The sequence below is a fragment of the Nocardioides jiangsuensis genome (assembly GCF_019679455.1).
Taxonomy (GTDB): domain Bacteria; phylum Actinomycetota; class Actinomycetes; order Propionibacteriales; family Nocardioidaceae; genus Nocardioides_C; species Nocardioides_C jiangsuensis.
On the sequence record NZ_JAIEZQ010000002.1, the window covers coordinates 18,504 to 30,102 of the forward strand.

The following is an 11,599-nucleotide window of genomic DNA, read 5'->3' on the forward strand; positions in this document are numbered from 1 at the left end:
GGGCGGGTGTCGAGCGGCTGACCCTACCCGTTCCCGGAGCAGCCGAGGTCGGCGGACGTCGCCCTCAGTCGGCGTCCGGCTCCTGGCTGGTGTCGGCGGCCAGGAGGCACCACACCGACTTGCCGTCCTCGGTGGCGCGGGTGCCCCACCGCTTCGCGAGCGCGGCGACGATCTGCAGGCCGCGTCCGTGCTCGTCCTCCGAGGTCGGCCGGAGCTTGCGGGGCTGGAAGGTGGCGCGGTCCTGCACCTCGATGAGCACCTCCCGGTCGTTGGTGCGCAGTCGTACGTCGATGGGACCGACCCCGTGCACGATGGCGTTCGTCAGCAGCTCGCTCGTGGTCAGCACGGCCTCGTCGATGAGCGTGCGCGGCACCGCCCTCTCGGCGAGGTGGCGCGCGACCAGGTGACGCGCCTCGAGGACTGAGCTCTCGGTCGCCTCGAACCGTTGGACGAGGCCGTGCTCGCCCTCCGGCGGGTCGACGCGGGCCACCAGTACGGCCACGTCGTCGTCCGGTCCGTCGGGCAGCAGCGCCTGCACCAGACGCTCGGGCATCCCCGCGGTGGGCTCTTCCATCTCGCTGGCGAGGCGAGCGAGCGCGTGCACGCCGTGCTCGAGGTCCTCCCCGCGCCGCTCCACGAGGCCGTCGGTGTAGAGCACCGCCAGCGAGTCCGCGTCGAGCTTGACGTCCTGCTGGGTGAGCGTGAACGGTCCCGCGCCGAGCGGCGGGTCCTCGGCGCCCCACAGGATCTGCGACACCCGGTCCGGCCCCACCAGGATCGGAGGCAGGTGGCCGGCGTTGGCCATCCGGAGCGTCCGGTCGGCCGGGTCGAAGACGGCGTACAGGCAGGTGACGATCTGGTTCTCCCCGAGCTCGCGGACGATGCCGTCGAGGAACTCGAGGACGTCGGCGGGCGGCAGGTCGAGCCGCGCGTAGGCCCGGATCGCCGCACGCAGCTGACCCATCACCGCCGCGGCCTGCACCCCGCGGCCCATGACGTCGCCGACCACGAGGGCGGTCCGGCCCGCGCCGAGCTCGATCACGTCGTACCAGTCGCCGCCGACCTGGGTTCCCTCGACGCCGGCGCGGTAGTAGGTCGCGACCTCGAGGTGCTCGAGGTCGACGGTGAGCCGGGGAAGCAGGCTGCGCTGCAGCTGGTCGGCGATCGCGTGCTCGCGGGCGGCCGCCTCGGCGTTCGCGGCCGCGAGCGAGAGCGCCTCCTCGGCGGCCCGGCGCTCGGTGATGTCCTGCACCGACCCGCGGATCAGCTCCGGGTGACCCTCGCCGTCGTGGACCACCTCGGCGTGCACGGCGACCAGCACGCTGCGTCCGTCGGGGAGCAGCATCCGAGCCTCGTAGGAGATGTCCGCTCCGGCGAGACCGGCGTCCAGCGCGTCCCGCACCGGCTGTCGGTCCTCGGGGTGCACCAGCTCGAGCACGACATCGGGGTAGACCATCTCGGCCAGGACCTCCCGGCTCCGCCCGGCGATCCGCAGGAACTCGTCCGAGACCTCCAGCCCGCCGGTGCGCAGATCGATCTCCCAGCTGCCGACCTGGGCCAGCCGCTGGGCCTGGTCGAGCAGGGACCGGCTGCGCTCGAGCTGGCGCCGCACCCGACGGGCCCGGTCCAGCTCGAGGTTGGCGCGCACCCTGGCCAGCAGCTCCCGGCCGGTGAACGGCTTGATCAGGTAGTCGTCGGCTCCCGCGTCGAGGCCCTGGAGCATTCCCTCCTCGCCGGCCCGCGCGGAGAGCATGACCACCGGGACACCGAGGGTGAGCGGGTCCTCCTGCAGCGCCGCGAGCAGCTCGAAACCGTCCATCCGCGGCATCATCACGTCGGTGAGGACCAGGTCGGGCACGCTGTCCCGGGCCTTGGCCAGGCCGTCGGCGCCGTCCACTGCCGTGTCCACCCGGTAGTCCTCCGCCAGCAGGTTCACCACGTAGTCCCGGATGTCGGCGTTGTCGTCGACCACGAGGATCCGCGGGACGTCTCCGCGCGGCGTGGCTCGCGGCACGGGCACGGACTCCCCGCGGGCGCCGTCGGCCAGGTGCGTCACCTCCTCGAGGAAGCCCTGGGCGTCGCGCAGCGCGGAGGCGGTGCCGTCGCCGCTGCGCCGTGCCACCGACCCCGCGTCGAGGTGGGCCGTACCGAAGGGGATCCGCACCGTCAGGGTGCTGCCGACACCCAGCCTGCTCTCCGCGGCGACGTGGCCGCCGTGCAGCCCGGTGAGCTCGGACACCAGGGCCAGGCCGATGCCGGAGCCCTCGTGGGTCCGGGAGGCTGCGCCGTGCACGCGGTGGAAGCGCTCGAAGAGGTGCGGCAGCTCGCCGGGAGGAATGCCGGTGCCGGTGTCGGTGACCGTGAGGACCGCCTCGTGGCCCTCCGCGTGCAGGCGGACACTGATGCCTCCGGTGAAGGTGAACTTCAGCGCGTTCGACAGCAGGTTCAGCACGATCTTCGCCCAGAGGTCACGGTCGACGTACACCTCCTCGGGGAGCGGAGGGCAGTCGACGGTCAGGGTCAGCCCGAGCCGCTCGGCCGCGGCGTCGAACATCGCCGCCAGCTCCCGCGTGTAGGCGGCCAGGTCGAGTGGCTCGAAGTGGGCCTCGAGGCGTCCGGACTCCAGCCGCGAGAAGTCCAACAGGGTGTTGACGAGCTTCAGCAGACGCTGGCCGTTGCGCAGGATCACGTCCACCCGGCCGCGCTGACGGTCCGGCAGCGGCTGGTCGGCGTCGGAGAGCGCGTCCTCGGCCGGCCCCAGCAGGAGCGTGAGCGGGGTCCGGAACTCGTGGCTGATGTTGGTGAAGAAGTCGGTCTTGGCCCGGTCGAGCTGGGCGAGCGTCTCGGCGCGCTGCCGCTCGAAGTCGAAGGCGCGGGCGTCGTTGATGGTGCCGGCGAGCTGGCCTGCCAGCAGCTCGAGGAAGTCGCGGTAGCCGTCGTCGAGCGGCCGGTACCGGTTGATGCCGGCGACCAGGAAGCCGTACGGCGGCGCCTGGCTGCTCTGCGCCAGGGGCAGGAGGACGGCGCTCAGCGGCGGCTCCGGCCAGCAGCCGGTGGGCAGGTCGGCGAACCGGCGCTCGAGGTCGTCGACCACGACGGTCCGGCCGTCGAGCGTGGGTAGGGCGGGCCAGACCGCGTCGGGGCTGTCCGGCACCAGGTCGGCCGGGGCCGCCATGTGGTCGCCCTTGAAGCCCGTGCTGCCGGCCAGGTGGGCGGCGCCGGACTCCCCGTCGAGGAGGTAGACCAGCGTGAACGGCAGGTCCTCGGGGGAGGCCGCGAGCTGGCGGCAGGCCTGGGCCACCGCCTCGTCCGCGCCGAGCTTGGTGGCCGTCCTGGCACCGAGGTCGCGCAGCGCGCCCATCCGCCGGTGCCCGATGACCTCCTGCGTGTCCTCGGTGACCACGCAGAGCATGCCCGCGACCGTGCCCTGGTCGTCGGCGAGCGGGCTGTAGGAGAAGGTGTGGTACGTCTCCTCCACGTAGCCGCTGCGCTCCAGGAACAGCTGCAGCGACTTGTCCCAGGTCGCCTCACCCGTGCTCAGCACGTGCTGGATGCGCGAGCCGGCGTCGTGCCAGACCTCGGACCACACCACCGAGGCGGGCTTGCCGAGCGCCCACGGGTACTTCTTGCCGAGGGTGTCGCGGCGGTAGGCCTCGTTGCAGAAGAAGGTGAGCTCCGGGCCCCAGGCCATCCACATGGAGAAGCGCGAGGTGATGAGCATGCGGACCACCGTCTGGAGGCTGCGCGGCCACCCGTCGGGCGGGCCGAGCGGCGTCGCCGCCCAGTCCACGGCGAGGAGGTCGCGACCGATCTCCCCGCTGCGCTCGAGCATGGCGCGCATGCACGTACCCCTCCCTCGCACCCGACCCCGGGCCGGCCGCGCCGCTTGCCCCCGACCCGTTCGAGTCTAGGGGTGGCGCGCGCGTGAGGGAGCGGGACGGATCGACAGCTTCCCGCAAGGGGCCTGACCTGCGGCTGGTGCGTGAGTGCGGGCAACGGGGCGTGGACGACGCGATGTCTCAGGCGACCCGCAGTCGCGTGCGCAGCTCACCGACCTCTACCGGGACGCCCGCGGCGAGGCCGTCGAGGTCGGGAAACAGGTGTCGGTCCGCGAGAAACCCGATGAACAGCGATCCTTCGAGGGACACGGCGGCGATCCGCAAGCCGTGATGAGGCGCGAGCTCGGCGAAGGAGTACAGGGCTTCGACGTGCCGGTCGAGCACCTGGATCGGTCCGCGCGGACCTGGGACGTTGGAGATGCTCAAGGAGTACTCATGGGAGCCCTGGACGACGTGCTGCAGATGGTGCCGAACCCGGGGTGGTGCGTGTGACAGCGACTCGCGAAGCGCGTAGATCGCCCGGGCGTCATGGCGGTTCTTCCGCCGGCCGGTGGCGCGGGCGACCGCCCGCACCCGCGCGACGGGGTCCCTCTCCCCGACGGGGAGACGGAAGAGCAGGAACGAGTCGCGGTTCCCCGCGGTATCGCCCAAGCCGTCCTCGGCGTGCATGCTGACCGGCACCTGCACCTTCAGTGCCCGCGTGGCTGCGCCGCCCCGGTCCTCCAACCACCTCCTGAGGGCACCGGTGACGATGGAGAGAAGCACGTCATTGACGGTCACCTCCGGTCCGACGGCCTTGCCGAGCGCGTGGAGCTCGTCCAGCCGGCACTGCGCGAAGGCAGTGACGCGGTCGGGACCGACCTCACCGGCGAGCGGGGACAACCCCCAGACCCGACGGAACTCGCGGATCATCAACCCGCGGTAGCCGAACACGCGCGCGAGCCGCGCCCCCGCGGTGAGTTGCGCGGGTGCTCCCGGCGCCGGAGGACGTCGCTGCCTGGGAACCGGAGGGGGCCCGCCCTGCTCAGTCCACACCAGCCGTGGTCCGGCGCGCATGATGGTGAGCCCGTCGGCGAGGCAATGGTGGACCTTCCAGACCAGGGCCGCGCCGCCGTCCGCGAGCCTCGGGATGACGTCGACCCTCCACAGCGGCCCACCTCGGTCGAGCGGCGCCATCATGATCTCGGCAACGCAGCCCGCCAACGCGACGTCATCGACCGGTCCCTGGGTCGGCCAGACACCAACCTGTCGGCCGATGTCGAACTCCGGGTCCTCCTGCCAGGCCAGCCTCGAGGGCGCCTCGGGTGCCGGGACGAGCCGCTCTGTCCAGTGACGCTGACCCTGGAGCCGGTCGGCCATCTGGGCGCGGAGCTCTGCCACGGACAGCTCGCTGTCTGCGGCCCGGAGTACCAGCACCTTCAGGGTGTGGCCGCGGATCGGGCCGGACTCGAGCGCGAGGATCCGGGCATCCTCGATCCCCAGGGGCGTCCGGGTCGGGTTCGCGGTCATGGTGAGCTCCCTCGCCGTGGTGAGCACGCACCTCTACGAGACCAAGACGCAGGCGCGGATGTCCAGGGTCTTGTTGGGGGGGACGTTCCGACGCGCCACTCGCGCCCTCAGGGTCGAGGACACGGGCTCGGCGAGCGTCTTGCCTGAGGCGGTTGCGGTCAGAAGTGGCGGTCAGCCGTCCGGGCAACAAGAAGCCGCAGGCCGGGCATGTTGCCCGACCTGCGGCTTTGCTTGTGGGCAGGGGCGGGGTCGAACCGCCGACCTTCCACTTTTCAGGCGGACGCTCGTACCAACTGAGCTACCTGCCCAAGCGCAGGAAACGATACAACAGTCGCCTACGGAGCGAGGAATCGAGTCCGGGGCCGACCCGTCCGACGTGCAGTCGGCCCGGGCTCGGCCGGGGCTGAGCCTGCGGGAGGGCGGAGTCGCCCTTGAGTGCACGTCGGAGTGGTCGTCGTACGCCGGCGAAAGAGAAGCCGGGCCCGCCGGCCCTACGGGGACAGGGCAGCGGACCCGGCGGTCGGGGGAGCGGTGAGCTCAGGCCTCGAGGACGACCTCGTCGTGCGCGAGGCGGGGGAGGCGGTCGTACCACGGGTTGTCGCCGGGCTTGCCGATGTTCACGACGATCAGCGACTTCAGCGTGGTGCCGTCGAAGAAGTCCGCGTCGATCCCGGCGGCGTCGAAGCCGCCCATCGGACCGGCGGCGAGGCCCGCGGCGCGGACGCCGAGGAAGAAGTAGCCGGCCTGGAGGGTGGCGTTGAACTTCGCGGCCTGTTCGCGCGCGGCGTCGTCTGCGAAGAGGTCCTTGGCGCCGGGGAAGTGCGGGAAGGTGCGGCCGAGGTGCTCGTGGAAGTCGGTGTCGGCGGCCAGGATCGCGACCAGCGGAGCGTTCGCGGTCTTGTCGCGGTTGCCGTCGGCCATGTGCTTGAGAAGGCGCTCGCGGGGCTCGCCGTCGCGGACCAGCACGATGCGCAGCGGCTGGGTGTTCATCGCGGTCGGCGCGTACTTCACCAGGTCGTAGATGGCGGCGATCTGCTCGTCGGTCACCGGCTCGTCGGAGAAGGTGTTGGCGGTACGGGCGTCGCGGAAGAGCAGGTTCTGGGCTTCGGCGGAGAGTTCCAGGTTCTCGGTCATGGCCACCTCAACAGTCGTTGACGGTTCAATCATTCCGGACGTCGCTGTGTTCCGTCGCACATCGCTGCGTCAGGTCAGCGGGTCGCGGCCGCCGTACGACGTGCCCGGGAAAGGGCGAGGCGCCCTGGACCTTAAGTCCAGGGCGCCTCATCTGCGACCCCGACGGGACTCGAACCCGCGGCCTCCGCCGTGACAGGGCGGCGCGCTAACCAACTGCGCTACGGGGCCTCGTTTGCTGCTGCTCTTCCGTGTTGCTCGAGCGGTGGAATGCTAACGCATCAACCGCCATTCGTCCGAATCGGCCGTGGCCTGCGCGGACTGCGCACCCCCAACGGGATTCGAACCCGTGCTACCGCCGTGAAAGGGCGACGTCCTAGGCCACTAGACGATGGGGGCTGGGACACCCAGATGGCCGTCGGGCATGACTACCGTCAGGGACCGGTACAGCATAGGGCACACCCCGGACGGCCCCAAATCACACCACCGCGCCGCCGCGAACACCGCCGCGACACAATGGCGGCGTGATCGAGATGAGCCGCGAGCGCTTCGAGGAGCTGGTCAGCGACGCCCTGGACGAGGTGCCCGACGAGCTCGCCGCGCTGGTCGACAACGTCGTCGTGCTCGTCGAGGACGACGCCCCGGCCGAGGACCCCGACCTGCTCGGGCTGTACGACGGGACGCCGCTGACCGAGCGGGACACCCACTACGCCGGCGTGATGCCCGACCGGATCACGATCTACCGCAACCCCACGCTGCGCTTCTGCGAGGACGAGGACCACGTGGTCGAGGAGGTCCGGATCACCGTCGTGCACGAGATCGCCCACCACTTCGGCATCGACGACGACCGGCTGCACGAGCTCGGCTACAGCTGAGCGCCCAGCCAGAACCCGAGTGCGCACAGCCCGAGCGCCGGTACGGCGGTCAGCAGGACCGTGGCCGCGCCCAGGCGGGGCCCGCGGTCGTGCACCTGCACCGCGAACGCGGAGTAGGTGGTGAGCGCGCCGCAGAACCCGACGCCGAGCAGCGCCATGGCGTGGTCGCCGAGGGCGAGGCCGCTGAAGATCCCGAGCAGCAGCGAGCCCACGACGTTGACCAGGATCGTGCCGTGGTGCAGCCGCCCGTCGAGCAGGTGCGCGGCCACGTAGCGAAGCGGGGCGCCGACCGCGGCGCCGAGCGCGACGAGGAGCAGCGTCACAGGTCGCCCTCCTCGTCCTCGAACTCGTGCCGCGCGTCCGGCGTGCTCCACCGGTCGGCGAGCGCCACCGCCCCCAGGCAGGCCGCCAGCGTGCCCACGGCGTAGAGGGCGGCGAGCCCGGCCGACCCGTCCGCGACGAGGGCGCGGGTCTCCTCGGACCACGCCGAGAGGGTGGTGTAGCCGCCGAGCACACCGGTGCCGAGCAGCGGCGGCAGCAGCGGCTGTCGGCGTACCGCGGGGATCCCGGGGAGCAGGGCGAGCAGGAACGAGCCCGAGACGTTGACCGCGAACGTGGTCCAGGGGAAGCCGGGCCCCTGCTCGAACCACGTGGTCAGCCCGTAGCGTGCGCAGGCGCCGAGCGCGCCACCGACGGCCACGGCGAGCAGGACGGTCAGGTGCAGGGGGTGGCGCGGGGTCACGACACGACCGGTGCGCGGTCTTCCGACGTGGGTCCGGTCCAGGGCGTGGGCGGCTCCCCGGCGATCTGCCGGACGAACTCGCCGAGGTACCAGCGCTGGAACTCCAGCTGCAGCGGGGAGGCGGCGAGCACGAGCAGGCGCTGCTCGCGGCAGAACGCGTCGGCCCGCTCCAGGAGGACCTGCAACCGGGCCATCGTCTCGCCCGCGGACAGCGGGACCATGTAGTCGAGGTCGACCCGCTCGAGCCCCTGCTCGATCGCGGCGTCGAGGCTGTCCACGCCGCGGGCCAGGCGCCGCTCCCGCTCCACCTCGAGGAACACCTCGGTGAGCTCGCTGGCGACCGGGTAGTCCTCGCCGTGCGCGAGGGCCAGCAGCCGTAGCTCGCGTCGCATCTCGCTGTAGCGGCGGCGGAACTGTCCGAAGAGCACCGCGGGCATGCCCAGCAGTCGTACCGGGACCAGGTCGACCGTGTCGGTGTCGGCGAGCCGCTCGGCGATGGACCGCTCGAGGTCGAAGACGTCCCCGGTGAGGTCGCCCTCGAGGCGGGGCTCGCTGCTCGGCTCGAACCAGACCGTCTTGCCGTCGGGGACCACCTCGGCGCCCCAGGCCGAGGAGTAGAGCGCGACGATGCCGAGCCCGCGGCCGATGGTGGAGAGCAGGTTCTCGTCGTAGGTCATGCCCACGTTGACCGCCGGCGGGTGCGAGGACCGGTCGCCGACCTCCACCCGCGGGTGGTTGCGCGTGCCCCGGACCCGGACCGTGATCGGCGGCTCGCCGTGCAGGATCGCGTTCGTGACCAGCTCCGAGACGCCGAGCTCGGCGGCGTCCACGAGGTCCTCCCGGTGCAGACCGTTGAGCACGTCGCAGACCCAGTCGCGCGCCTTCTTGACCGAGGCCGGGTCGGCATCGAGCGGGATCGCCTCACGGTTGAGCGGCATCGCTCACACCCTCGCTCGTGCGGCGTTGAGCCCGACCAGCCGGGTGACCACCATCGCGATGTAGAACACGCCGGCGACCTGCTCGAGCATCATCACGCTGCGGGCGTGCCCGGTCACCGGGTAGATGTCGGAGAGTCCGGTGCTCGACAGGGTGGTGAACGACAGGAACAGCAGGTCCATCCAGGTCTGCGGGCCGCCATCGGTGGGCGCGAAGCTGCCCGGCTGGAGCGCCTGGAGGACGACGTACACGTAGGCGAACCCCCAGGCCATCAGCGTGAACACCGCACCGATCGCGAACAGCTCGTCGGTGGTGACCCGGGTGTCCTCGAGCATGTACGCGAGCATGCTGAACGCGGCGTAGAAGTACAGCACCGCCTCGAAGCCGGCCGACCACGCGAACAGGTCGCCCTGCGAGGTGAACACCTGGACGCCGAGCAGCACCATCGCCGGGGCGGCGATCAGCACGCTGACCCAGGACAGGAACGGCGTCGCCCGGATCGCCAGGACCGCGAGAGCGAGCACCAGGATGCCGAAGACCGCGAAGGCGGCCCGTCCGGCCGACGAGGTCTCCATGAAGGGGTAGAGCAGGACGCCGAGGAGCTGCGCCAGGAGCAGCAACCCGCAGGGGGTCTGCCTCACCGCCGCCACGACACGCATAGCAGGAGGTTAGCCCCACGGCCCGGGCCGGGGGCGCACCCGCCCGGTGGTGGCCCGCGTCACGGTCCCCGGGGAGGGGGTCATCCGCGCTCGGGTCGCCGGACGTGGAACAGCTCGAGCTCGGCCTGGTAGTAGCGCGTGGTGCGGCCGTGCGGGGTCATCCCGGCCCGGGCGCACACCGCGAGCGAGGGCGTGTTGTCGGGGCGTACGACGGCCCAGATCTCGTCCAGACCACGTGCGAAGCCCCAGGCGATCGCGGCCCGGGCGGCCTCCGTGGCGTAGCCGTGCCCCCACGCGTCGGGGTGGAAGTGCCAGCCCACCTCGAACTCGCCGTCGCCGTCCGGCAGCGGGACCAGGATCACCGCGCCGAGGAGCAGGCCGTCGTCCCTCCGCTCCACCGCCCAGCGGCGCGCGACCGGCTCGGAGCGGTTCAGCTCGTCCCAGCGGGCCACGAGCCGGGCCGCCTCCGCTGGGTCCTCCATCGGCTGCGGCGTGCTGCCGAGCCACCTCGCGACCGTCCAGCGGGAGTAGATGTCGAGCACCCGGGTCTCGTCGGCGGGCGTCCAGCTCCGGAGCAGGCAGCGCCCGGTCTCCAGCTCCGCCCGGCCGGCCGGGTCCGCGTCAGCGGTCAAGGTGTCGCGCCCAGGCGAAGCAGAACAGCCCGTAGCAGCCGATGCCGATCCCCATCGCGATGAGCACGGGCACGCCGAACGGCTGCTGCAGCACCTCGTGCAGGGCCTGGTCCAGGCCGCCGGACTTCTGCGGGTCGTGCGACCACGCCGCCCACAGGAACAGGCCGGCGACGACGAGCAGAGCCAGCCCCTTGGACACGTAGCCGACCTTGCCGAACAGGAGGAACGCGCGCCCGTCGTACCCGGTGTGGCCCTCGACCTCGAGGTGCTTCTTGAAGCCCTCGCTCAGCCCGCGGTAGATGAGCCGGCCGCCGTAGGCCAGCACGCCCAGGCCGACCAGGCCGACCAGGACCGGGCCGAACGGCATCGCCATGATCTTCGCGGTCGTCGTGTCCGTGCCGCCGCCGTCGGAGCCGCCACCGATCGCGATCTTCAGGGCGTTGACGCCCAGCGAGCCGTAGAGCACCACCTTGAGCGCGGAGCCGGCCCGCTTGGCGACCAGCTTGCCGCCGTCGTGCTCGCGGTGCCCGGCGACGACCTCGATCAGCTGCCAGACCACGAGGGCGCCGAAGCCGCCGGCGACGACGTAGAGCAGCAGGTCCCCGAACGGGCTCTGGGCGAGCTGGCTCAGCGCGCCGTCGCTGGAGGCGGAGCCCTCCTCGCTGCCGAGGGCGAGCTGGATCGCGACCCAGGCGATCAGCAGGTGCACGACCCCGTACGCGACCAGCCCCACCCGCACCGCGTGGTCGAGCAGGTTGCTGTCGTCGGCCTTCCGGCCGAACGCAGACTTCTTCGCAGCCACGTCAGCGGCGTTCATGGGGTGTGCCTTTCGTCAGACGGGCCCCGACCTGGGGCCGAGTCCCTTCTACCCGTTCGCGGGCGCGGGGATGTCCGCGGGAGATTCAAATCTCGCGATGGAGGCGACCTTGCCGTCCGTGACGGTGAACACGCACCAGGTCTCGGTCGGCTCGAGCGGGGCCCCCTGGGGTGCTCCGGCGGTGGTCCACCGGGCGACCTCGCGGACCACGAACCGGCCGTCGGCCTCCACCAGCGGCTCCTGCGGCTCCAGCCGGATGCCCGAGCGGGTGAGCCAGCCGCGCACCAGGTCGTGGCCGTGCCCGATGCCGCGGGGCCCGGCGATCGCGACGTCCTCGGTGCAGCACGCCACCGCCGCGTCGACGTCTCCGGCGTTGACGGCGTCGTGCCATTCCTGGAGGGCTGCGGCGGGGTCGCTCATGGCGGTAAGTATGCGCCGCCCGGCGCGAGGGCGTACAAC

11 protein-coding genes and 3 tRNA genes are annotated in these 11,599 nt (G+C 72.0%); 1 reads left to right on the forward strand and 13 read right to left on the reverse strand.

Going from position 1 to position 11,599, the window contains the following annotated elements:
* Window positions 1-64: 64 nt before the first annotated feature.
* The 6 genes from K1X13_RS08505 to K1X13_RS08530 form a co-directional block, all read right to left on the reverse strand.
* A complete protein-coding gene (locus K1X13_RS08505; protein WP_221024676.1) occupies window positions 65-3,841 on the reverse strand; it encodes a SpoIIE family protein phosphatase in 3,777 nt (1,258 codons plus the stop codon).
* Window positions 3,842-4,019: 178 nt separating this feature from the next.
* Window positions 4,020-5,348 carry a wax ester/triacylglycerol synthase domain-containing protein gene (locus tag K1X13_RS08510; protein WP_221024677.1) on the reverse strand — a complete coding sequence of 443 codons (1,329 nt, stop codon included), beginning with the start codon at window positions 5,346-5,348 and terminating at the stop codon, window positions 4,020-4,022.
* Between the two features lie 234 nt (window positions 5,349-5,582).
* Window positions 5,583-5,656 (reverse strand) — tRNA-Phe (locus K1X13_RS08515).
* A gap of 229 nt (window positions 5,657-5,885) precedes the next feature.
* Window positions 5,886-6,482, reverse strand: coding sequence for a malonic semialdehyde reductase (locus K1X13_RS08520; protein WP_221024678.1), 597 nt, complete (start codon window positions 6,480-6,482; stop codon window positions 5,886-5,888).
* Between the two features lie 154 nt (window positions 6,483-6,636).
* Window positions 6,637-6,710: transfer RNA gene (locus tag K1X13_RS08525), tRNA-Asp, on the reverse strand.
* Between the two features lie 95 nt (window positions 6,711-6,805).
* Window positions 6,806-6,878, reverse strand: a tRNA-Glu gene (locus K1X13_RS08530).
* 134 nt (window positions 6,879-7,012) lie between these two features.
* Here K1X13_RS08530 and K1X13_RS08535 point away from each other — a divergent pair.
* Window positions 7,013-7,354: a metallopeptidase family protein gene (locus K1X13_RS08535; protein ID WP_221025965.1), complete on the forward strand. Its 342-nt coding sequence runs from the start codon at window positions 7,013-7,015 to the stop codon at window positions 7,352-7,354.
* Here K1X13_RS08535 and K1X13_RS08540 read toward each other — a convergent pair.
* The 7 genes from K1X13_RS08540 to K1X13_RS08570 all read right to left on the reverse strand — a co-directional run bounded on the left by K1X13_RS08540 (window position 7,345) and on the right by K1X13_RS08570 (window position 11,560).
* A complete protein-coding gene (locus K1X13_RS08540) occupies window positions 7,345-7,677 on the reverse strand; it encodes a fluoride efflux transporter FluC (RefSeq protein WP_221024679.1) in 333 nt (110 codons plus the stop codon). The two genes, K1X13_RS08535 and K1X13_RS08540, sit on opposite strands and share 10 nt — an antisense overlap.
* Window positions 7,674-8,096 carry a fluoride efflux transporter FluC gene (locus tag K1X13_RS08545; protein WP_221024680.1) on the reverse strand — a complete coding sequence of 141 codons (423 nt, stop codon included), beginning with the start codon at window positions 8,094-8,096 and terminating at the stop codon, window positions 7,674-7,676. Before K1X13_RS08545 ends, K1X13_RS08540 begins: the two co-directional genes overlap by 4 nt.
* A complete protein-coding gene (locus K1X13_RS08550) occupies window positions 8,093-9,034 on the reverse strand; it encodes an ATP-binding protein (RefSeq protein ID WP_221024681.1) in 942 nt (313 codons plus the stop codon). Before K1X13_RS08550 ends, K1X13_RS08545 begins: the two co-directional genes overlap by 4 nt.
* A gap of 3 nt (window positions 9,035-9,037) precedes the next feature.
* Window positions 9,038-9,691: an ion channel gene (locus K1X13_RS08555; RefSeq protein ID WP_221024682.1), complete on the reverse strand. Its 654-nt coding sequence runs from the start codon at window positions 9,689-9,691 to the stop codon at window positions 9,038-9,040.
* A gap of 80 nt (window positions 9,692-9,771) precedes the next feature.
* Entirely contained in the window at window positions 9,772-10,323 is a 552-nt protein-coding gene (locus K1X13_RS08560; protein WP_221024683.1) for a GNAT family N-acetyltransferase, read from the reverse strand.
* Window positions 10,313-11,140, reverse strand: coding sequence for a DUF1206 domain-containing protein (locus K1X13_RS08565; protein WP_221024684.1), 828 nt, complete (start codon window positions 11,138-11,140; stop codon window positions 10,313-10,315). Before K1X13_RS08565 ends, K1X13_RS08560 begins: the two co-directional genes overlap by 11 nt.
* Window positions 11,141-11,188: 48 nt before the next feature.
* The gene (locus K1X13_RS08570; protein WP_221024685.1) at window positions 11,189-11,560 is read right to left on the reverse strand and encodes a nuclear transport factor 2 family protein; all 372 of its coding nucleotides are present in this window, start codon (window positions 11,558-11,560) and stop codon (window positions 11,189-11,191) included.
* Window positions 11,561-11,599 lie beyond the last annotated feature (39 nt).

Bases quoted from the DNA above. Each gene is read 5' to 3' on its own strand.
- K1X13_RS08520 (WP_221024678.1), bottom strand. From the start codon at position 6,482: ATGACCGAGAACCTGGAACTCTCCGCCGAAGCCCAGAACCTGCTCTTC.
- K1X13_RS08550 (WP_221024681.1), bottom strand. From the start codon at position 9,034: ATGCCGCTCAACCGTGAGGCGATCCCGCTCGATGCCGACCCGGCCTCG.
- K1X13_RS08565 (WP_221024684.1), bottom strand. From the start codon at position 11,140: ATGAACGCCGCTGACGTGGCTGCGAAGAAGTCTGCGTTCGGCCGGAAG.
- K1X13_RS08570 (WP_221024685.1), bottom strand. From the start codon at position 11,560: ATGAGCGACCCCGCCGCAGCCCTCCAGGAATGGCACGACGCCGTCAAC.
- K1X13_RS08505 (WP_221024676.1), bottom strand. From the start codon at position 3,841: ATGCGCGCCATGCTCGAGCGCAGCGGGGAGATCGGTCGCGACCTCCTC.
- K1X13_RS08535 (WP_221025965.1), top strand. From the start codon at position 7,013: ATGAGCCGCGAGCGCTTCGAGGAGCTGGTCAGCGACGCCCTGGACGAG.
- K1X13_RS08555 (WP_221024682.1), bottom strand. From the start codon at position 9,691: ATGCGTGTCGTGGCGGCGGTGAGGCAGACCCCCTGCGGGTTGCTGCTC.
- K1X13_RS08510 (WP_221024677.1), bottom strand. From the start codon at position 5,348: ATGACCGCGAACCCGACCCGGACGCCCCTGGGGATCGAGGATGCCCGG.